Origin of the sequence: Streptomyces sp. NPDC057002, from assembly GCF_042673825.1 — a bacterium.
Lineage (GTDB): Bacteria > Actinomycetota > Actinomycetes > Streptomycetales > Streptomycetaceae > Streptomyces.
The window spans coordinates 358,803-378,603 of the sequence record NZ_JBHURZ010000007.1; the positions used below are offsets into that span (position 1 = coordinate 358,803).

The 19,801-nt window shown below is 71.9% G+C and carries 18 protein-coding genes; 7 read left to right on the top strand and 11 right to left on the bottom strand.

Annotated features, from left to right (window positions below; genetic code table 11):
- Window positions 1–31: 31 nt before the first annotated feature.
- Entirely contained in the window at window positions 32–1,561 is a 1,530-nt protein-coding gene (locus ACFT32_RS32635; protein ID WP_382496695.1) for an MFS transporter, read from the bottom strand.
- 311 nt (window positions 1,562–1,872) lie between these two features.
- On the opposite strand from ACFT32_RS32635, the gene ACFT32_RS32640 reads away from it, so the two are divergent.
- Complete coding sequence (locus ACFT32_RS32640; protein ID WP_382496476.1) at window positions 1,873–3,429, top strand: Re/Si-specific NAD(P)(+) transhydrogenase subunit alpha; 1,557 nt, start codon at window positions 1,873–1,875, stop codon at window positions 3,427–3,429.
- A 6-nt stretch (window positions 3,430–3,435) separates the two neighbouring features.
- The gene (gene pntB, locus ACFT32_RS32645; RefSeq protein WP_382496478.1) at window positions 3,436–4,869 is read left to right on the top strand and encodes a Re/Si-specific NAD(P)(+) transhydrogenase subunit beta; all 1,434 of its coding nucleotides are present in this window, start codon (window positions 3,436–3,438) and stop codon (window positions 4,867–4,869) included.
- Window positions 4,870–4,876: 7 nt separating this feature from the next.
- Here pntB and ACFT32_RS32650 read toward each other — a convergent pair whose 3' ends face one another.
- The 3 genes from ACFT32_RS32650 to ACFT32_RS32660 are packed head-to-tail and all read right to left on the bottom strand — an operon-like array spanning window position 4,877 to window position 8,369.
- A complete protein-coding gene (locus ACFT32_RS32650) occupies window positions 4,877–5,902 on the bottom strand; it encodes a VOC family protein (protein ID WP_382496480.1) in 1,026 nt (341 codons plus the stop codon).
- Complete coding sequence (locus ACFT32_RS32655; RefSeq protein ID WP_382496482.1) at window positions 5,899–6,780, bottom strand: alpha/beta fold hydrolase; 882 nt, start codon at window positions 6,778–6,780, stop codon at window positions 5,899–5,901. The genes ACFT32_RS32650 and ACFT32_RS32655 overlap by 4 nt, the downstream gene beginning before the upstream one ends.
- 8 nt (window positions 6,781–6,788) lie before the next feature.
- Window positions 6,789–8,369, bottom strand: coding sequence for a bifunctional 3-(3-hydroxy-phenyl)propionate/3-hydroxycinnamic acid hydroxylase (locus tag ACFT32_RS32660; RefSeq protein ID WP_382496483.1), 1,581 nt, complete (start codon window positions 8,367–8,369; stop codon window positions 6,789–6,791).
- Window positions 8,370–8,477: 108 nt separating this feature from the next.
- Between ACFT32_RS32660 and ACFT32_RS32665 the strand changes: the two genes are divergently transcribed.
- The 5 genes from ACFT32_RS32665 to ACFT32_RS32685 are packed head-to-tail and all read left to right on the top strand — an operon-like array spanning window position 8,478 to window position 12,891.
- Complete coding sequence (locus ACFT32_RS32665) at window positions 8,478–9,095, top strand: TetR family transcriptional regulator (RefSeq protein ID WP_382496485.1); 618 nt, start codon at window positions 8,478–8,480, stop codon at window positions 9,093–9,095.
- Window positions 9,092–9,880 carry a 2-keto-4-pentenoate hydratase gene (locus ACFT32_RS32670; protein WP_382496487.1) on the top strand — a complete coding sequence of 263 codons (789 nt, stop codon included), beginning with the start codon at window positions 9,092–9,094 and terminating at the stop codon, window positions 9,878–9,880. Before ACFT32_RS32665 ends, ACFT32_RS32670 begins: the two co-directional genes overlap by 4 nt.
- Before the next feature lie 22 nt (window positions 9,881–9,902).
- Window positions 9,903–10,841: an acetaldehyde dehydrogenase (acetylating) gene (locus ACFT32_RS32675; RefSeq protein ID WP_382496489.1), complete on the top strand. Its 939-nt coding sequence runs from the start codon at window positions 9,903–9,905 to the stop codon at window positions 10,839–10,841.
- Window positions 10,838–11,857, top strand: coding sequence for a 4-hydroxy-2-oxovalerate aldolase (dmpG, locus tag ACFT32_RS32680; protein ID WP_382496491.1), 1,020 nt, complete (start codon window positions 10,838–10,840; stop codon window positions 11,855–11,857). The genes ACFT32_RS32675 and dmpG overlap by 4 nt, the downstream gene beginning before the upstream one ends.
- A complete protein-coding gene (locus tag ACFT32_RS32685) occupies window positions 11,854–12,891 on the top strand; it encodes an amidohydrolase family protein (protein ID WP_382496492.1) in 1,038 nt (345 codons plus the stop codon). Before dmpG ends, ACFT32_RS32685 begins: the two co-directional genes overlap by 4 nt.
- Window positions 12,892–12,900: 9 nt before the next feature.
- On the opposite strand, the gene ACFT32_RS32690 is transcribed toward ACFT32_RS32685, so the two are convergent.
- The 7 genes from ACFT32_RS32690 to argG all read right to left on the bottom strand — a co-directional run bounded on the left by ACFT32_RS32690 (window position 12,901) and on the right by argG (window position 19,740).
- Window positions 12,901–13,527 (bottom strand): TetR family transcriptional regulator, encoded by a 627-nt coding sequence (locus tag ACFT32_RS32690; RefSeq protein ID WP_382496494.1) that lies wholly within the window; start codon window positions 13,525–13,527, stop codon window positions 12,901–12,903.
- A 182-nt stretch (window positions 13,528–13,709) separates the two neighbouring features.
- Window positions 13,710–14,033: a hypothetical protein gene (locus ACFT32_RS32695; RefSeq protein WP_382496496.1), complete on the bottom strand. Its 324-nt coding sequence runs from the start codon at window positions 14,031–14,033 to the stop codon at window positions 13,710–13,712.
- Between the two features lie 145 nt (window positions 14,034–14,178).
- A complete protein-coding gene (locus tag ACFT32_RS32700) occupies window positions 14,179–16,188 on the bottom strand; it encodes an FtsX-like permease family protein (RefSeq protein WP_382496497.1) in 2,010 nt (669 codons plus the stop codon).
- 28 nt (window positions 16,189–16,216) lie between these two features.
- Window positions 16,217–16,900: an ABC transporter ATP-binding protein gene (locus ACFT32_RS32705; RefSeq protein WP_382496499.1), complete on the bottom strand. Its 684-nt coding sequence runs from the start codon at window positions 16,898–16,900 to the stop codon at window positions 16,217–16,219.
- Between the two features lie 25 nt (window positions 16,901–16,925).
- Complete coding sequence (locus tag ACFT32_RS32710; protein ID WP_382496500.1) at window positions 16,926–17,360, bottom strand: DUF4333 domain-containing protein; 435 nt, start codon at window positions 17,358–17,360, stop codon at window positions 16,926–16,928.
- Between the two features lie 97 nt (window positions 17,361–17,457).
- Complete coding sequence (locus ACFT32_RS32715; RefSeq protein ID WP_382496502.1) at window positions 17,458–18,117, bottom strand: GntR family transcriptional regulator; 660 nt, start codon at window positions 18,115–18,117, stop codon at window positions 17,458–17,460.
- A gap of 168 nt (window positions 18,118–18,285) precedes the next feature.
- Window positions 18,286–19,740, bottom strand: a complete 1,455-nt coding sequence (argG, locus tag ACFT32_RS32720) for an argininosuccinate synthase (protein WP_382496504.1) — start codon at window positions 19,738–19,740, stop codon at window positions 18,286–18,288.
- Window positions 19,741–19,801 lie beyond the last annotated feature (61 nt).

Here is a 19,801-nt window from a genome sequence, read left to right on the forward strand (position 1 = left end):
GAGCCCGCCGCCGTACGGTCGTGAGGCACCGTCACCGCTTCTGCGCGACCTGCTCCTCCACCGCCGCGTTCGTGGCCGGCCGCCCGCCCGGGTGGCGCAGGGCGCAGAGGTAGCCGACGCCCAGGGCGATGGCCATGCCGTAGAACACCCACTGGTTGGCCTCGGCGAAGTCCATGCGGATGGCGCCCATCGCGTCCCGGGTGGCCTCGGCGGCGGGGCTCGTGCCGGAGGGTGGCTGGGAGTCGCCGCTGCCCGTGATCGACTCGGTGATGTCACGGGCCACGGTGTTCGCGTCGTCCGTGGACATGCCCCGGGACTCCAGGGTCCGCACCACCTTGTCGGTCGTGACGTGCGTCAGGATCGTGCCGTAGACGGCCAGGCCCACGCTCGCCGCGTAGTTGCGCACCGTCTGGGTGATGCCGGTGACCTCGCCGTACGAGGCACCGATGGCCCGGTTGACGGCGTCCGTCGAGGCCGGCGCGAGGATGAAGCCGATGCCGGCCCCGGCGAGGGCCGCGTACGGCCACTGGTCGTGCATGGACAGGTCGGTGAGCTTGTTCGCCCACAGGGCGAACCCGACACAGCCCACCGCCGAGCCCAGCTTCAGGGCCGGGCGTGCCCCTTGCTTGTCGAGGATCCGGCCGCCCCACTGCGAGGCGATCGCGAAGCCCACGAAGAAGTACAGCAGGAACAGGGCAGCCTGGTTCGGCGAGGCGCTCAGGGACACCTGGGCGTAGACCGAGGTGAAGAAGAACAGCGGGACGAAGGCGAGCATCGAGAAGAACAGCACCGCCGCGTCCACGGTGAACGCCCTGTCGCGGAAGACCCGCAGGTCGATCAGCGGATGCTGCACGTCGCGCTCGAACCGGACGAACGCGTAGAGCACCGCGAGGCCGCCCGCGATGCACACCCAGGTCGCCCAGCTGTCCCAGCCCCAGGACCAGGCCTGCTGGAAGCCGAGGACGCTCAGGCCCATGCCGATCGCGATCAGCGCGGCGCCACGGACGTCCAGGGTGCCGGACCGTCGCCGGTCGGCGATGTGCGCCAGCGCGGTGAGGGCCAGCGCCACGATCGCCACGGGGACGTTGACCCAGAAGACGGCGCGCCAGGTCCAGTTCGTCAGCCAGCCGCCCAGCAGCGGGCCCAGGGCGGTCAGCGCGCCGGAGACGCCGAAGAACAGGGCGAGGGCGCGACCGCGTCTCTCCACCGGGAACACCGCGACCACCACGGCCAGAGCCGCCGGGAAGAGCAGTGCCGCCCCGAACCCCTGGGTGGCGCGGAACACGATAAGCCAGGTCTGCGCCGCGCTGCCCTCGGGGACACAGCCGCACAGCACCGACGACACGACGAACACCAGCGTGCCGATCACGACGACACGGCGTGGTCCGTAGAGGTCCGCGAGGCGCCCGCCGAGGGCGAAGAACGCCGCGAGGGCCAGCAGATAGGCGTTCACCACCCACTGCATGCCGGAGGACGACAGGTTCAGCTCACGAACGATGTCCGGAGCCGCGATCGACACGATGGTCTGGTCGATGAAGGTCATGGCGACGGCGAACATCATCGCCGCCAGTGCCACAGTCTGCTGCTGCGGCGCCGGTCGGGAGGGGGGCGATCCCTCGCCGCGCCCCGGGCGCGTGCTGCTCACGCACTCAGTCTGCGCCCGGCCGTTTCATGTCGCATCACAAGACCACTCCGGCCCCGTGCGCCACACTGATACCCCCAAACGCGTCCCGCGGCAACCCCTGGGCGGTGTGAGGACGACCTCCTCGGCCATGTGACCACGGTCCGCCACAGTTGCCGCGTCGAAGGTGCAGGATGCGGGCACCAAGGAGGACAGGCAGACAGGCAGTAGAACGACGAGAGAGGCAGACGATGGCCCCAGCGGAACCGGAACCCCAGCGGATCGGCGTACCCGCCGAGTCCACTGCGGGCGAGACCAGGGTGGCGGCGACGCCGGCCACCGTGGGGAGACTTGTCGCGCTCGGATACGACGTGGTGGTCGAACCGGGAGCGGGAGCCTCGTCCCGCTTCTTCGACACGGCCTACGAGGAGGCGGGAGCCCGCCTCGGCGACCCGTGGTCGGCGGAGATCGTACTGAAGGTCAACGGCCCCTCGAGCGAGGAGATCGGCCGGCTGCGCGACGGGGCGACCCTGATCGCGCTCATCAGTCCCGCGCTCAACCCCGACCTGGTCGAGGAGCTGACGCGGCGGCCGATCACGGTGCTCGCCATGGACGCCGTGCCGCGGATCTCGCGCGCCCAGTCCCTGGACGTGCTCAGCTCGATGGCGAACATCGCCGGATACCGGGCCGTGGTCGAGGCCGCGCACGCCTTCGGACGCTTCTTCACCGGCCAGGTGACCGCCGCCGGCAAGGTACCGCCCGCCAAGGTGCTGGTGGCCGGCGCCGGTGTGGCCGGACTCGCGGCGGTCGGCGCCGCCCGCAGCCTCGGCGCCGTGGTCCGCGCCACCGACCCCCGGCCCGAGGTCGCCGAGCAGGTCCACTCGCTGGGCGGCGAGTTCCTGACGGTGAGTGCCGAGCAGGAGGTGAGCACCGACGGCTACGCCAAGGCCACCTCCGACGACTACAACCGGCTCGCCGCGCAGCTCTACGCCGAGCAGGCCGCCGACGTCGACATCATCATCACCACCGCGCTCATCCCGGGCCGCCCGGCGCCCCGGCTGGTCACGGCCGAGGACGTCGCGCGCATGAAGCCCGGCAGCGTCATCGTCGACATGGCCGCGGCCCAGGGCGGCAACGTCGAGGGCACGGTCGCCGGGAAGGCCGTCGTCACCGACAACGACGTGACGATCATCGGCTACACCGACCTGCCCGGCCGGCTCCCCGCCCAGGCCTCGCAGCTGTACGGCACCAACATCGTCAACCTGATGAAGCTGCTCACGCCCGGCAAGGACGGTCAACTCGTCCTCGACTTCGACGACGTGGTGCAGCGCGCCATGACCGTGGTCCGCGAGGGCGAGAAGACCTGGCCCCCGCCTCCGGTCCAGGTGTCCGCCGCGCCCGCCCCGGCCGGGGCCCCGGAACCCGTGGCCGTGCCCTCGGAGACCCCGGCGAAGCCCGCCCGGCCGGCTTGGGCGCCGTACGCCCTCGTCGGTGCCGGGGCGCTCGCGCTGTTCCTGGTGACCGCCTTCTCGCCGAGCGAACTCATCGGCCACTTCACGGTGTTCGTCCTGGCGATCGTCATCGGCTTCTACGTCATCGGCCATGTGCACCACGCGCTGCACACTCCGCTGATGTCGGTCACCAACGCCATCTCCGGGATCGTCGTGGTCGGCGCGCTGCTGCAGATCGGGCAGGGGAACACCGCCGTCACCGTGCTGTCGTTCGCCGCGATCCTGCTGGCGAGCATCAACATCTTCGGCGGATTCGCCGTCACCCGCCGCATGCTCGGCATGTTCTCGAAGGGCTGATCCCGGATGACCACAGTCACGGCCGCAGAGGCCGCCTACGTCGTCGCCGCGCTGCTGTTCATCCTCAGCCTGGCCGGCCTCTCGCAGCACCGGACCTCCCGCTCGGGAGTCGTCTGGGGCATCGCGGGCATGGTCATCGCCCTGGCCGCCACCGTCGGTCTCGCCTCCCGGAGCATCACCGCCACCGGTCTCGTGCTGATCGCCGTCGCCACGGCCGTCGGCGCCGGCATCGGACTGTGGCGCGCCCGGGTCGTCGAGATGACCGGCATGCCCGAGCTGATCGCCATCATGCACAGCCTCGTCGGCCTCGCCGCCACCTTCGTCGGCTGGAACGGCTACCTCGATGTCGATCCCGGGCTCAGCGGTTCGCTGCTGGGCATCCATCACGCCGAGGTGTTCATCGGGGTGTTCATCGGCGCCGTCACCTTCACCGGCTCGGTCGTCGCGTATCTGAAGCTGTCCGCGCGCATCAAGTCGAACCCGCTGACGCTGCCCGGCAAGCACATCCTCAACGTGGGCGCCCTGGTCGCCTTCGTCGCGCTCACCGTCGCGTTCGTGGCCCGGCCGAACATCGGCCTGCTCATCGCCGTCACCGTGGTCGCGCTCGCCCTCGGCGCGCACCTGGTCGCCTCCATCGGCGGCGGTGACATGCCGGTGGTCGTCTCCATGCTCAACAGCTACTCCGGCTGGGCGGCGGCTGCCTCGGGCTTCCTGCTCGCCAACAACCTGCTGATCGTCACCGGCGCACTGGTCGGCTCCTCCGGTGCCTACCTGTCGTACATCATGTGCAAGGCGATGAACCGCTCCTTCATCTCGGTGATCGCGGGCGGCTTCGGAACCCCGGCGGCGGCCGCCGACGACGGCGAGCAGGGGGAGCACCGGGAGATCAACGCCGAGGAGACCGCGGAACTCCTGCGCGACGCCTCCTCGGTGATCATCACCCCGGGTTACGGCATGGCGGTCGCCCAGGCCCAGTACCCGGTCGCCGAGCTGGCGCGCAAGCTGCGCGAGCGGGGCGTCGAGGTGCGCTTCGGCATCCACCCCGTCGCCGGCCGGCTGCCCGGGCACATGAACGTGCTGCTCGCCGAGGCGAATGTGCCGTACGACGTCGTCCTCGAAATGGACGAGATCAACGACGACTTCGCCGCCACCTCGGTCGTCCTGGTCATCGGCGCCAACGACACCGTCAACCCGGCCGCCACCGACAACCCGGCCAGCCCCATCGCAGGCATGCCGGTGCTGCACGTGTGGGAGGCGGCCAACGTGGTCGTCTTCAAGCGGTCGATGGCCGCCGGGTACGCCGGTGTGCAGAATCCGCTGTTCTTCCGGGAGAACACGCAGATGCTCTTCGGCGACGCCAAGCAGCGGGTGGAGGACATCCTGCGCGGACTGGACGCCCTCGACGCGCCGGTCCCGGAGATGGCCGGCACGTCGCGCTGAGCCGTGCTCAGTCCTCGGGGACACCGTTGCCGCCGATGGCGGGGACGGTGTCCTCGACGCGTGCCAGGGAGCGGGCGGCGAGCCGGAACTGCCCGAGCTTGTCGACGATCGTCCGGCCCATCGGGGTGTGCCCCCAGATACTGATGCCCTGGTGGGTGCTCGGCTCCCAGGTGGACTCGTCGACGACGACCGGGTTCCAGCCGACCTCCCACTCGAAGCCCGAGGGCGTGCGGGCGTAGTAGGACAGCTCCTTGTCGTTGGTGTGCTGACCGACGGACAGGGCCATGTCGAAGCCGAGTTCGTGCACGCGCTGATAGCTCCGGGCCAGGTCGTCCAGGGTGGCCGTCTGGATGTTGAGGTGCTGGACACGGGTGCGCACCGGGTCGATCGGCAGGCCCCGGACGGCGGCCACGGCGATGGAGTGATGGCGTTCGTTGACGCGCAGGAAGCGGATCTTCAGCTTGACTCCGCTGATCGTCTCGTCGATGCGGTCGGTCAGCCGGGCGTCGAAGACGGTGTCGAAGTAGCCGCGCAGCCGCGCCGGTCTGGTGGACGTGATCGCGACATGCCCCATGCCCGCCTCGCCGGTGACGAAGCCCGAGGAGAGCATCCGCAACGGCTCGGCCGACCGCACCGGGGTCGTGTAGATCTCCTGCGTGATGCCCTTGGGCCCGGGGAAGCGCAGCAGGCGTTCGACACCGCGCAGCGCCGCCTCTTCGGCCGTGCCCTCCTGCAACGGCACACCATGGGCGCGGATCCGGGCCTCGATCCGCTCGAACGCGGTGTGGCCGTCGATGTGCCAGCCGGTCGCGACGACGTCCTCGGCGGGACCACGCCGCAGCAGGAACCGGCACTCCTGGTCGTCGAGCCGGAACCGCGTCACATCGCGGGAGAGATCGTCGCGGTGCATGCCGATGGCGTCGCCGCCGAAACGGCGCCAGTCGGCGAAGCGCTCGGTCTCGACGACGAGGTAGCCGAGGTGGACCGAGCCGAAGACCGACGTACTGGCGGAGGTGTTCCCGGGCCGGTTCATCGGCGGCCCGCCAGGAAGCCGGCGCACAGCCGGTTGAAGAGGTCCGCGCGCTCGAACTGCACCCAGTGGCCGGTGTTGGCGACCAGGTACAGATCGCAGTCGGGCATGCGCTCGGCAAGCATCGCCCCGCCGGACGGCCGGTTGACCCGGTCGGCGGCGCCCCACAGCACCAGCGTGGGCACGGGCAGACGGGCGAGCCGCCGGTCGCGGGTGAAGTCCATCCTCCACAGGGTGCGCAGGGCGTTCGGCCCCGAGGGGCGGCGCAGCGGCGGGGCGGCCACCACCTCGGGGTCGATGCTCGCCTCGTAGCGCGCGTCGATCACCGCGTCAGTGACGTCGGCGGCGTTGAAGACGAGGTACTGGCGGATGAACTTCTCCAGCTTCGCCCGTGACGGCCCGTCCCCGTTGTAGTAGTTCAGCAGGCTGGTGAGGCCCGGTGTGGGCAGGCCGCGAGTGGTGCCGATGCCGCCGGGGCCCATCAGCACCATGCGGTCGACCCGGTCGGGGGTGTCCAGGGCCAGCCGCAGCGCACAGGCACCGCCGTAGGAGTTGCCGACCAAGTGGGCTTTCTCCAAGCCGAGTTCGTCCAGCAGGCCCCGGATGCCGTCGGCGAGGTGTCCGAAGGGGTCGGCGGTGTCGACGCCCTTGGTGCTGCGGCCGTAGCCGGGCAGGTCGGGGACGATGACCCGGTACTCCTTCGCCAGCGCTGCGATGTTGCGCGTGTAGTTGGAGACGCCGGAGGCGCCGGGGCCGCCGCCGTGCAGCAGCAGGACGGGCGGGCCCTCGCCGGTCTCCGCGACGAAGATCTTCTTTCCGGCCACGTCGAGCAGACGCTCTCGCATCGACGGGGGCGACGGCAGTTCGGTCGGTGCGCTCATGGTGGTCCTCACAGGGTCGTCGAGGCGGACTCGTGCGGAAGCGGGGCGAACCCCGCCGGGGGAGCGGGGAGCCGGGCTCCCGCGCGGGCGGCGGCGTAGACGTAGGCGTCCGGACGCAGGGCGACGGTGGCCGCGCGGTGCCGGTCCAGCCAGGGCAGCAGCACCCCGTCGCTGTCGACGAGGGTGCCCTCGCCCGGCGGGGAACCGGCGGGGGTGACGACAAGCGAGGGGACCCGCCAGGCCGGCTGGGCGGTCTCGGTGCGGGCGTGCAGCAGCAGCCAGCGGCCGCCGAGCGCCTCGTCGAGCCGCACTCGTGTGCCGTCGGGCCCGGTCACCCGGGGCTGGGGGAGCTGGCTGCCGGAGGCCTTGGCGCGTGGGCGGGCCTGGAACCCCTCGGCGTAGCGGGCGACGGGTATCCACTGGGAGTCCTGCAACCAGGAGCTGAAGCCCGGTACCCGGTTCAGGACGGGCAGCACGGCGTCGCGGACCCGGGTGACCGGACGGCGCCGTTCGGTGATGATCCGCCCGACGAACACCGCCCGCTTCGTCACCTCCCTGACGTGCGGCATACGTTCGGCCTCGTAGCTGTCGAGCAGTGCCTCGGGCAGCTCGCCCCGCAGCACGGCCGCCAGCTTCCAGCACAGGTTGGCCGCGTCGCGCACACCGGCGGCCATGCCCTGGCCGATCCACGGCGGCATGGCGTGCGCCGCGTCCCCGGCCAGGAAGACCCGGCCCACCCGGAAGCGGGTCGCGAAGCGGACGTGGTGGCTGTAGACGGTGGCGCGCAGGACCTTGACGCTGTCCCTGCCGATGCCGTACCGGGCCACCAGCTCGTGCACCGCGTCGTCCGTGGTCAGATACGTCTCGTCGTCGCCCGGCAGGATCGGGAACTCCCAGCGGTGGTGCCCGAGCGGGGTCGGGCAGTCCACGGCGGGCCGGTCCGGGTCGCAGCGGAAGCGCAGCCGGTCGTGGTCCGGCCAGGGCTTGAGCATCTCGGTGTCGATGACCACCCAGCGGTCCTCGTAGGTCCGGCCCTCGTAGCCGATGTTCAGCTGGGCCCGGGTGAGGCTGGACCCGCCGTCGGCGGCGATCACGTACGCGGCGCGCAGCCGCCGTACGGAGTCGTCGGCGGTGCCCGCCACCGTCAGCTCCACGCCGTCGGCGTCCTGCCGCAGCCGCAGGCACTCGTGCCGCAGCAGCACCTCGACGTTCGGGTAGCGGCCGGCCCCGTCGCGCAGCACCCGTTCCACCGCAGGCTGGTAGAGGAACAGCTGCGGCGGATGGCCGTGGCCGTGCGGGGCCGGGCGTGCGCTGAGGAAGGTCCGGCCTCGCGCGTCGACGAAGTCGCAGGGCCGCTCGGCCAGCATGTCCCGCTTGAGCCGCTCGTCCAGACCGGCGCGCTGCCAGATCCGCATGACCTCCTCGTCCGTGGAGATCGCCCGGGCACGGGAGAAGATCTCGGCGTCGCGTTCCAGCACGACGACCCGCAGGCCCATCGCCCCGAGCAGGTTCGCCGCCGTGACCCCCGTGGGCCCGTAGCCGATCACCGCCACGTCGTAGGCCGTCTCTCCCGGTCTGATCCCGCCCACCGGGCCACCTCGCTCTCGTCCTTGTCGGGGGTGTCGCAGATTCGTTGCTGTAGTGTTTACTCCAATTGGAATGACCGCTACGGTAAGCAGGGTGAGGGAGAGGGTCAAGTGCCACGCAGGAAGCGTGCGAACGGGGTGGAGTCGCGTCAGCGGATCCTCGACGCGGCGGTGGAGATCGCCGGCGAACGGGGCTACGAGGGCACCTCCATCGCCGCCGTCAGCGCCAAATGCGGACTGCCCGCCAGCTCCATCTACTGGCACTTCAAGGACAAGGACGACCTCATCGCCGCCGTCATCGAGCGCAGCTTCGAGACCTGGCTGACGGCCGTAGAACTGCCCGGCGAGGACACCGGCACACCCCTGGAACGCGTCACCACCATGGCCGCGAACATCGCCACATCCCTCGTCGACGCACCCGACTTCCTGCGCCTGGGCCTGATGCTCGCCCTGGAACGACGCCCCGTCGAACCCCGCGGCCGCACGGCGTTCCTCCAGGTCCGTGAGATCGCCGCCCGACGCATCGCGGAGACCGTCAGAGGGCTGTATCCCGAGCTGGACGAGGACGCGGCCCGCACCCTCACCACCTACGCCGTCGCGGGCGCCGACGGCCTGTTCGTGCACCGGGAGATCCATGGCGATGCCGTCGACCTGGTGGCGATGTTCGAGATCCACGCCCGGCTGGTCCACGACGCGGCGAGCCGCCTGGCAGCGAGGAGCAAGGCATGACCCTGACCGCCCCCCAGCGCGCACGAGCCCGCCGGCTGCTGCGCGAGGCCGAGCGCCGCGCGACGCCGATCGACCCGCTGACGGAGCTGCTGCCGGGCCTGGACACGGCCGACGCGTACGCCGTCCAGCAGGGCAACATCGCCGAACGGCTGGCCGCCGGTGCCACGATCGTCGGGCACAAGGTCGGACTGACCTCGGCCGCGATGCAGCGGCTTCTCGGCGTCGCCGAGCCGGACTTCGGGCATCTGCTGGACGACATGGTCCACCGCGACGGTGGCGCCGTACGCGCGGGGCGGTACTGCGCCCCGCGCATCGAGCCGGAGATCTGCTTCCGTCTTGCCGCGCCCCTGCGCGGCCCCGGCGTCACCGTCGCGGACGTCCTCGCGGCGACCGAGGCGGTCGCGCCCGCGCTGGAGATCGTCGACAGCCGGATCCGCGACTGGAAGATCACCCTGGCCGACACGGTCGCGGACAACGCCAGCTCGGCCGGCCTGGTCGTCGGCGCGTGGACGCCCCTCGCCGAGGTGCCCGACCTCCCCGCCGTCCTGGTCGACCTGCTCGTCGACGGCGAGCACGTCGCCTCGGGCAGCGGCCGGGAGGTGCTCGGGCATCCGGCCGCCGCGGTCGCCTGGCTGGCCGACACGCTGTCCGCCTTCGACATCACGCTGGAACCGGGCCATGTGGTGTTGCCCGGCGCCATGACCACCGCCCCGTTCGTCACCGCAGGCCAGAAGGTGGAGGCCCGGTTCAGCGGCCTCGGGCCGGTGTCGGTGAGCTTCGTCTGATCAGCTGCCCCAGGAGACCTCCATGCCCCCTGCCCCCTGGCCGGTCGCCGTCATCGGCTCCGGCAACATCGGCACCGACCTGATGATCAAGATCATGCGCGGCTCCGGCGCGCTCACGATGAGCGCGATGGCCGGGATCGACCCCGCCTCCGACGGTCTCGCCCGGGCCCGACGGCTGGGTGTCGTCACCACCGCCGACGGTGTCGACGGACTGCTGGCGCTGCCCGGGTTCCGGGACATCAGGCTGGTCTTCGACGCCACCTCGGCCACCGCGCACCAGGCCAACTGGGCCAAGCTGGAGCCCACCGGTGTCCGGGTCCTCGACCTCACGCCCGCCGCGATCGGCCCGTACTGCGTGCCCGTGGTCAATCTCGACGCCCATCTCGACGCCTCGAACCTGAACATGGTCACCTGCGGTGGCCAGGCCACCGTGCCCATCGCGGCCGCCGTCGCGCAGGTCGCCCCCGTCGCCTACGCCGAGATCGTCTCCTCCATCGCCGCGAGGTCCGCCGGCCCCGGCACCCGCGCCAACATCGACGAGTTCACCGAGACCACCACCCGCGCCCTGCGCGAGGTCGCCGGCGCCCGCCGCGGCAAGGCCGTCATGATCCTCAACCCGGCCGACCCGCCCCTGCTGATGCGCAACACCGTGTACTGCCTGGTCGAGGGCGACTGCGACCACGCCGCCCTCGAGAACAGCATCCTGGCGACGGCCGAGAAGGTCCGGGCGTACGTGCCCGGCTACCGCCTCAAGCAGAGCGTCCAGTTCGACCGGCTCGACTCCCCGCACATCCCCGGCGTCGGCCCGTTCACCGGCACCAAGGTCACCGTCATGCTCGAAGTCACCGGCGCCGCCGACCACCTCCCGGCCTACGCCGGCAACCTGGACATCATGACCTCCGCGGCCGTCGCCGCCGCCGAACGCATCGCCCTGCGCACACCCGTGGCGGTGGCCCGATGAACCGCCTGTACATCAGCGACGTCACCCTCCGGGACGGCATGCACGCCGTCCGGCACCAGTACACGACCGCCCAGGCGGCCGCCATCGCCGCCGCCCTGGACGCCGCCGGAGCCGACTCCATCGAGGTCGCCCACGGCGACGGACTCGCGGGCTCCTCCTGCGTGTACGGCTTCGGAGCCCACACCGACCTGGAGTGGATCGAGGCCGTCGCCTCGGTGGTCACCCGGGCCCGGGTCGCCACCCTCCTGCTCCCCGGCATCGGCACGGTCCACGACCTGCGCGACGCCCACGCCGCCGGCGCGTCCGTCGTCCGCGTGGCCACCCACTGCACCGAGGCCGACATCTCGGCCCAGCACATCGCCGCGGCACGCGAACTCGGCATGGACACCGCCGGCTTCCTGATGATGAGCCATATGACGGACCCCGCGACACTGGCCCGCCAGGCGCGACTGATGGAGAGCTACGGCGCCACCTGCGTCTACGTCGTCGACTCCGGCGGCGCGCTGACGACCCGGGGCGTCGCCGCACGCGTCGACGCCCTCCGGCAGGCACTCGACCCGGCCACCGAGATCGGCATCCACGCCCACCACAACCTCTCCCTCGGTGTGGCCAACTCGCTCACCGCCGTCGAGCACGGCGCCCACCGCGTCGACGCCTCGCTGGCCGGTATGGGCGCCGGAGCAGGGAACGCGCCCCTGGAGGTGTTCATCGCCGCCGCCGACAAGCTCCGGCTCCCGCACGGCTGCGACCTGTTCGCGCTCCAGGACGCCGCCGACGACCTCGTACGGCCGTTGCAGGACCGCCCCGTCCAGGTCGACCGCGAGACCCTCACCCTCGGCTACGCCGGCGTCTACTCCAGCTTCCTGCGCCATGCCGAGGCCGCCGCGGCCCGCTACGGCGTCGACGCCCGCAGCCTGCTCGTCGAGGTCGGCCGGCGCGGGATGGTCGGCGGCCAGGAGGACATGATCACCGACGTGGCGCTCGACCTGCTCGGCGGAGAGGACAGCACGTCATGACGGGCCGTATCGACGTCCACCAGCACAGCGTGCCGCCCTTCTACCGCGACCTGCTCGCCAAGGCCGGAATCGCCGAGGCGGGCGGTCGCGCCCTGCCCGACTGGAGCCCCGGGGCCGCGCTGGAGCTTATGGACCTGCTGGGCATCACCACGGCCCTCCTGTCGGTCTCCACCCCCGGCACCGGATTCCTCACCGACCCGGCCGAGGCGGCGGCCCTGGCCCGCCGGCTCAACGACCACGGCGCGACCCTCACCGCCGAACACCCGGGCCGCTTCGGCCACTTCGCCACCCTGCCGATGCCCGGCCTCACGGCATCCGCCGATGAGGCCCGGCGGGCCCTGGACGAGCTGGGGGCCGACGGCGTCACCCTGCTCGCCAACAACCAGGGCACCTACCTGGGCGCGGACGGCCAGGACCCGCTGTGGCGGACCCTGGACGAGCGCGGCGCTGTCGTCCTCGTCCATCCGGCCGAGCTGCCCGCACCGGCCGTCGAGCACATCCCGCCGTTCGCCGCCGACTTCCTCCTCGACACCACGCGGGCCGCCTACCTCCTCGTCCGCAACGGTGTCGTCCGTACGTACCCGAACATCCGGTTCATCCTCAGCCACGCGGGAGGGTTCGTCCCCTACGCCTCCCACCGCATGGCCGTCGCCCTCGCCGCCGAGACCGGGCGCAGTCCCCTGGACGTCCTGGACGACTTCCGGAGCTTCTACTTCGACACCGCCCTTTCCTCCAGCCCGGCGGCCCTGCCCACCCTGCTCGCCTTCGCCCGCCCCGAACGCGTCCTGTTCGGCAGCGACTGGCCCTTCGCGCCCGCCGTGGCCGGGCAGTACTTCGCGACCGGCCTGGACACCGGCCTCGACCCGTCGACCGTCACGGCCGTCAACCGCGCCAACGCCGCGGCGCTCTTTCCCCGCCTGGCCGCCGCACCCACCCCGGCACCGGCCCGCCCGCTCCCGTACCGCCTGCGCCGCTCCGCCCGACGGACAGCCGCCCGGCTGCTGTTCCGGCTCGTGCAGCCCGGCGACGGCTGATGCCCTGCCTCAGAGCTCGGCCGCCATGCGGCTCGCCGCCTCGTACACCACCTTGGCGTGCAGTTCGAGCATCGCCACCAGGTCGACGGCCTCGCCGTGGATCTCTCGGTGCACGAAGAGACCGTCGGCACCGGCGACGGCGTAGGTGGTGAGGGTGCGGACGGCTTCCTCCTCCAGGTCGGGGAAGAGGGTCTCGACGGTCTCCGCGATGCGTCGGGCGGCGGTTTCGCGGACCTGGAGGAAGACGGTGCGGCCGCGGGGTTCGACGGGGCGTCGTTCCAGGGCGAGCATCAGGCCCAGGCGCAGGAAGTCGGGTGCGTCGACGAGGGATGTGGCGATGTTGGCGGCCATGGTGGTGACGCGTTCCAGGGGGGTGCCGGTGTCCTCGCCGGGTAGTTCGACGGCCGTCAGCCAGGTCTCGAAGCTGCGCTCGATGACGGCGGCGATGAGGTCGTCCTTGTCCTTGAAGTGCCAGTAGATGGAGCTGGCGGGCAGTCCGCATTTGGCGCTGACGGCGGCGATGGAGGTGCCCTCGTAGCCCCGTTCGCCGGCGATCTCCACCGCCGCGTCGAGGATCCGCTGACGCGACTCCACCCCGTTCGCACGCTTCCTGCGTACCGTCTGCGGCCTGGTCATGTGCCCGCCTCTCCCGCTCGTGCCGGGCCCGTGATCTCGAAGGCCCCCTTGCGCGGCTCCACTCTAAAGTCACCTGTACGTCATGTTTCTTCAGGAAGTACGGGTGACGAACTGCACCAGGCCGAACCCGGCGACGAGCCCCCAGGGCACCGCGGAAGGGCTGGTCAGCCGGGCAACCGGTGTCAGTTCTCCCTGATGAAGCAGTCGGAGACGTAACCCTCGACTCCGGTCCGGTTGTTGTGGACGTACGTCCAGTGGTCCTTCACCGAGCCGTCCGGGCAGGGCACGCTCTCCGCGTTGGCCTGCCCGCCCAGCTGCGTGTAGCCGTCGCCGGGATTGCCGTGCCCTCGCACGGAGGACGTCGTGCTGTAGCCGCTGTGAATCTTCACGCCTCTGGCCGTGAAGTCCCCCTGGGGCGGCGCCGCGGCGATCGCCGTCGCGGAGAACAGAGTCCCCAGCAGCGTGAGTAGCGCCGTGGTCGTCACGGTGGTGTGCCTGATGCTCATGAGGCTGTCTCCTGTCGCTGTGTAATCGATCGGTCACAGCCTGGCACGAGGGTGTGACAGTCGAGGCCGCTGCCGCGGTGGCGCGGGGGGCACAGGCGGGGCGCGTGGAAGTCATGCCGCGGGGCGGCCGCGGCTTCTCGCCTCGTCAGTCCGCCGTCTGAGCCGGGTTCGCCGTCACCCTGCGCAGCAGCGGCCTGCTGCCCCCGATCGCGGCGAGCATCGCCAGCGCGCCGACGCTCACGCAGACGGCGAGCCGGAGCGCGCCGGAGCTGTCGACGGTGGCTCCGGCCGCCTGGTTGAGCTGGTAGCCGCCGAAGACGCCCATCGCGGTGGTGCCTCCGGCCAGGACGAGCAGGGGCAGGACCGTCTCACGGACCCGGGCCCGGTCCAGCACCCGCAGCGGAGCGCCGGACAGCCGCAGCAGACCGTAGACGCGGCGCCGGTCCAGGACGCTCGCGGCGGCGGTCAGTCCCGCGGAGGCCGTCGCCACGAGGAAGCTCAGGAGCAGCGTGGCGGTGCTGACCGTGGCGACACGGTCGGTGATGGTCTCGTCCGGGGCGGACACATAGTCCTGAGAGACCGGGAAGCGGCCCCGCCCGACGGGTGTCAGGGCGGTGACCGCCGCGTCGATCCGCTCGGGCCCGCCGGGGACCCGGGCGACCACACCGGTGTTGCCGAGCAGCACGGTGTCGAAGCCGCCGTCGTCCACCGTGCCGACGGTCGCCTCGACGCCCGCCCGGTCCAGCAGCGCACGGGCCTCGGCCGCCGTGTGCCGGGCGTCGGCGCCGCCGTCGGTCAGTACCGCGACCTGGTCGGGATGCTCGGGGAAGCCGATGTCCAGCTGGCTCACGGAGAAGAACCCGGCGACGAAGCCCGCCAGGACCAGGCCGCTGACGGTGCGCCAGGCGCCGCGCGGGTCGTCGCTGAGCCTGCGGGCGGCCAGCAGGGTGGCGGGGCGGCGGGCGAAACGGCCCGCGACCCGTCCCAGCCGGTCCACGACCCACGGGCCGAACAGCCAGAACGCCCCGTAGAAGAGGGCCAGCAGCACGATCATCTGCCGGCTCGTCAGCCGGCCGCCGGTGCTCTGCAGGATGTAGACGAGAGCCGCGGCGAACAGCACGAGCCGGATCACGCGGGTGCGGCGCGGGTCGGCCTGCTGGGCCACGCCCAGGGGCGAGGTGGCCACCTGGCGCAGCATCGTCACCGCGCTGACCGTGAGGAGGACGGTGACCCCCAGCACCACCGCCATGAGCCACGGCAGACCGACCCACAACTCGCCCGTGTACCAGGTGCCGACGCCGTAGGGGATCCCGGCGAGGGCGGGCAGCAGCGCCACGTAGGCGAGGGCGCCCGCGAGGGCACCGGCGGCGCCCACGGCCGCCGCCTCGGCGGCGGTCATCGCGAGGATCTGGCGCGGGGTGGCCCCGGCCAGCCGCAGCGCGGCGAGCCGCTGTTCGCGCCGGGCCGCCCCGAGCCGTCCGGCCGCTGCGGCCAGCACCACGACGGGCACCACCAGCAGCACCGCGCCCAGCAGAGCCGTCTGCCGGTCGGCGCCGGTGAACAGGGTCGGCTCGGCGCCGGTGAACCCGGTGATCCGGGCCCGGGCCGTCTGCCCGTCGTCGTACCAGCCGCCTCCCTCCGCCGACTTGGAGACCGCCGGGTCGCCGGGTGCGCGTCCGACGACGGCGACCAGTTCGTCCGGGGAGGCGAGTCCGGCGGCGCCGATCGCACCGTAGGACCGCGGCTTCGGGAAGCGGTCGGCGAGCTGCCGCGCGGGCAGTTCGCGGATCAGCTCGGCCAGGGCGGGGGAGACGTACACCTCGCCCTTCTCCGGGAACGCGCGCAGACCGGGCGGCGCCGGGGTGGGGCCCCGGTCCGGTAGCCGGGCGAGGCTGACGACGGTGACGGGCCGGTGGCGTACGTAGGTCGTGGTCATGGCCTGGACGGCGGTCGCCGACCGGGCGGGAGCCGCGTCGGGCAGGCGCCAGGCGGTGCGGTCGGCTCGGGTGCCGGAGCCGAGGCAGGCGGCGATCATCACCAGCAGCACGAAGGCGCCGACGGCGGCGGCCGCGGCGGCGAGTACCTGGCTCTGCAGGCCGCGGCGGCCGGAGGACCGGGCGAGGTGCCAGGTCAGGGGCAGGACGGGGGAAGGCATCGGGGTCTCCGGTGGCGTGCGCTGGGGGTCAGGCGACCGTGTACTGGTGGTGGCCGCTGATCCGGCCGTCGCGGACCTGGAGGATCCGGGCGCAGTGGGCGGCGACGTCGGAGTCATGGGTGACCATGACGAGGGCGGCGCCCTGCTCGCGGGTGACGGAGGTGAGGAGCCGTACGACTTCCTCGCTGGTGTTCTGGTCCAGCGCGCCGGTGGGTTCGTCGGCGAAGACGACGTCCGGTTCGCCCACCAGGGCACGGGCGATCGCGACCCGCTGGGCCTGTCCGCCCGAGAGCTGTCCGGGGCGGCGCTTCTCCAGGCCGTCCAGGCCGAGCGGAGCGAACCAGCGGCGGGCGCGGGCGACGGCCTGCCGGCGTGGGACGCCCTCCAGCATCAGCGGCAGGGCGACGTTCTCCTCGGCGGGCAGCTCCGGCAGCAGCTGGCCGGACTGGAAGACGAACCCGAACCGCTTCCGGCGCAGCGCGCTCAGCCTGTTCTCGCCGAGGTTGTCGAAGCGCTCGCCCCGCAGCAGGACCTGGCCGTCGTCGGGCCTGATGATCCCGGCCAGCGTGTGCAGAAGGGTGGACTTGCCCGAGCCGGACGGGCCCATGATGGCCAGCGAGTCGCGCTCGGCGACCTCGACGTCCACGCCGGCCAGTGCGGTGGTGGGGCCGTACTTCTTGATGAGGCCGTGACCGGCCAGGACGATGCTCATGACGCGGTGTGCTCCCGGGTGGGTGTCAGCGCTCGAACCGCCAGGTGACCCGCGGGGTCGCGGGGTCTCCCTCCACCTTGATCACACGCACGGGAATCGAGACCCGCCCGCCGTCGGACCGGGCCGTGCACGTCTCGGTCGCACCGGCCACCGCCTTCAGATGGTCCGGGCAGGACACGTCGTGGATGTCCTCCCCGACCCACGGCAGCGGGTGGTACCAGCCGTCGATACGCGCCTCGAGGATGGTCCTCTCCACCGCGAGGTGGCCGTCCACCTTCACGTAGAAGGCACGGGGGATGGTGTCGATCGTGGTGTGCTGGACGTCCTTCGAGGCCAGCAGCCAGGTGACGAGACCGCCCACGGCGGCCACGGCGGTCACACCGCCGACGGCACCGACGAGGAAACCGCGCTGCATCTCGTACTCCTGAGGGGGTGGTTCGAGCAGATGAAGTGGCTCCACTCTCACCCGGGAACACGGCCGCGCGCCTCGGCCGTTCGGCCGGACCCCCGGGAGCGCCGCCGCGCCGGCCCTCGGCCGTTCGGCCGACCCCGCGCGGCTACCCCTCCCGCCGCTCGTCCATCTCCGCCATGAGCGCCTGGTGGCTGCGGCGGACGTGCTCGCGCATCACGCGCTCCGCGCCGTCGCCGTCCTTGGCGAGGATCAGGTCGAGCACGCGGTGGTGTTCGGTGTCGGACTGGGTGAGACGGCCCGGCCGGGTCAGGGAGGTGCGGACCAGACGCCCGTAGGCCAGCTGGTTCATGAGCGAGCGGTAGTACGCGTCGAGCTTGGTGTTGTCCGCGCCGATGACGATCAGGTCGTGGAACTCGTGGACCAGCTCCGCGTAGCGCTCCGCGTCGCCCGCGCGGACGGCCTCGTCGGCCTCGCGCATATTGGTCCGCAGCCGCTCCACCTCGGGCACGTTCCCGCGGAACGCCAGCAGCCGGGCCGCTGCGCCCTCCAGCAGCTCCTTCATCTGGAACAGCTCGGTGATCTCCCGCCGCGAGGGCACCGCGACGAACGTGCCGACCCGTGGCCGCACCTCCACCAGGCCCTCGGTCTGTAGTTGCTTGAGGGCTTCGCGAATGGGGGTGCGGCTGACGCCGAACGTCTCCGAGAGGGCCATCTCGGACAGGCCGGAGCGAGGCGGCAGCTCACCGCTGATGATCATCTGCCGCAGCTCTTCGGCGACCCTGGCCTGCATGCTGGTCTGCTGCAACGGCTTCCTCGCTCGACCCGTGGGTTCTTGCATGGCACGTGAACCTACGGTGAGGCCCCGGGGGAGTCAACGCCGTGCTCGAGCCCGAACCGCTGATCACGGCCCCGGGAAACGCGAAGGCCGGCTCGACGGTGTCGAGCCGGCCTTCGCGTTGCTGTCGGGGGCCGGTCAGTCCGTGCCGGACTCCATCGCCGCGCGGTCCAGCCAAGCGTCCTCTTCGGAGACCTCGCCGCGGGAGGCGATGACCTCGGCGCCGCCCTCGGGCAGCTCCGGCATGGTGCCGATGAGGCCGGTCGCGGCCGCCTGCGAGGCGCCGATCGTGGGGCTGCCGGTGCCGATCAGGCCGATGCCGGCGTACTGCTCCAGCTTGGCGCGCGAGTCGGCGATGTCGAGGTTGCGCATGGTGAGCTGGCCGATCCGGTCCACCGGGCCGAACGCCGAGTCCTCGGTGCGCTCCATGGACAGCTTGTCCGGGTGGTAGCTGAACGCCGGGCCGGTCGTGTCGAGGATCGAGTAGTCCTCACCGCGCCGCAGCCGCAGCGTCACCTCGCCGGTGACGGCCGCGCCCACCCAGCGCTGCAGCGACTCGCGGATCATCAGCGCCTGCGGGTCCAGCCAGCGGCCCTCGTACATCAGCCGGCCGAGCCGCCGCCCCTCGGCGTGGTACTGGGCGAGGGTGTCCTCGTTGTGGATCGCGTTGACCAGCCGCTCGTAGGCCGTGTACAGCAGCGCCATGCCGGGCGCCTCGTAGATGCCGCGGCTCTTGGCCTCGATGATCCGGTTCTCGATCTGGTCCGACATGCCCAGGCCGTGCCGGCCGCCGATGGCGTTGGCCTCCATGACCAGGTCGACGGGGGAGGCGAACTCCTTGCCGTTGATCGTCACCGGGCGGCCCTGGTCGAAGCCGATCGTCACGTCCTCGGCGGCGATCTCGACCTCGGGGTCCCAGAACCGGACGCCCATGATGGGCTCGACGGTCTCGACGCCGGTGTCCAGGTGCTCCAGGGTCTTGGCCTCGTGGGTGGCGCCCCAGATGTTGGCGTCGGTGGAGTACGCCTTCTCCGTCGAGTCCCGGTAGGGCAGCCCGTGGGCGAGCAGCCACTCCGACATCTCCTTGCGGCCGCCCAGCTCGGTCACGAAGGCCGCGTCCAGCCAGGGCTTGTAGATCCTGAGGTGCGGGTTGGCGAGCAGGCCGTAGCGGTAGAACCGCTCGATGTCGTTGCCCTTGAAGGTCGAGCCGTCGCCCCAGATCTGGACGTTGTCCTCGAGCATCGCCCGGACCAGGAGCGTGCCGGTGACGGCACGGCCGAGCGGCGTGGTGTTGAAGTACGCCCGCCCGCCCGAGCGGATGTGGAACGCGCCGCAGGTCAGCGCGGCCAGGCCCTCCTCGACCAGCGCCGCACGGCAGTCGACCAGACGCGCGATCTCGGCACCGTAGGTCTTGGCACGGCCGGGCACCGAGGCGATGTCGGGCTCGTCGTACTGGCCGATGTCGGCGGTGTAGGTGCACGGGACGGCACCCTTGTCGCGCATCCACGCGACCGCGACGGAGGTGTCGAGACCGCCCGAGAAGGCGATGCCGACGCGCTCGCCGGCGGGCAGGGAGGTGAGGACCTTGGACATAGGAAGAGTATGTATCATCACGCATAATCATGCAAGTGGGGTGCATGGATTCCGGCTGGGG

Excerpts from the sequence above, each read along its gene's own strand:
- ACFT32_RS32635 (WP_382496695.1), bottom strand. The coding sequence starts at position 1,561 with ATGATGTTCGCCGTCGCCATGACCTTCATCGACCAGACCATCGTGTCG.
- ACFT32_RS32640 (WP_382496476.1), top strand. The coding sequence starts at position 1,873 with ATGGCCCCAGCGGAACCGGAACCCCAGCGGATCGGCGTACCCGCCGAG.
- pntB (WP_382496478.1), top strand. The coding sequence starts at position 3,436 with ATGACCACAGTCACGGCCGCAGAGGCCGCCTACGTCGTCGCCGCGCTG.
- ACFT32_RS32650 (WP_382496480.1), bottom strand. The coding sequence starts at position 5,902 with ATGAACCGGCCCGGGAACACCTCCGCCAGTACGTCGGTCTTCGGCTCG.
- ACFT32_RS32655 (WP_382496482.1), bottom strand. The coding sequence starts at position 6,780 with ATGAGCGCACCGACCGAACTGCCGTCGCCCCCGTCGATGCGAGAGCGT.
- ACFT32_RS32670 (WP_382496487.1), top strand. The coding sequence starts at position 9,092 with ATGACCCTGACCGCCCCCCAGCGCGCACGAGCCCGCCGGCTGCTGCGC.
- ACFT32_RS32675 (WP_382496489.1), top strand. The coding sequence starts at position 9,903 with ATGCCCCCTGCCCCCTGGCCGGTCGCCGTCATCGGCTCCGGCAACATC.
- dmpG (WP_382496491.1), top strand. The coding sequence starts at position 10,838 with ATGAACCGCCTGTACATCAGCGACGTCACCCTCCGGGACGGCATGCAC.
- ACFT32_RS32685 (WP_382496492.1), top strand. The coding sequence starts at position 11,854 with ATGACGGGCCGTATCGACGTCCACCAGCACAGCGTGCCGCCCTTCTAC.
- ACFT32_RS32690 (WP_382496494.1), bottom strand. The coding sequence starts at position 13,527 with ATGACCAGGCCGCAGACGGTACGCAGGAAGCGTGCGAACGGGGTGGAG.
- ACFT32_RS32695 (WP_382496496.1), bottom strand. The coding sequence starts at position 14,033 with ATGAGCATCAGGCACACCACCGTGACGACCACGGCGCTACTCACGCTG.
- ACFT32_RS32700 (WP_382496497.1), bottom strand. The coding sequence starts at position 16,188 with ATGCCTTCCCCCGTCCTGCCCCTGACCTGGCACCTCGCCCGGTCCTCC.
- ACFT32_RS32705 (WP_382496499.1), bottom strand. The coding sequence starts at position 16,900 with ATGAGCATCGTCCTGGCCGGTCACGGCCTCATCAAGAAGTACGGCCCC.
- argG (WP_382496504.1), bottom strand. The coding sequence starts at position 19,740 with ATGTCCAAGGTCCTCACCTCCCTGCCCGCCGGCGAGCGCGTCGGCATC.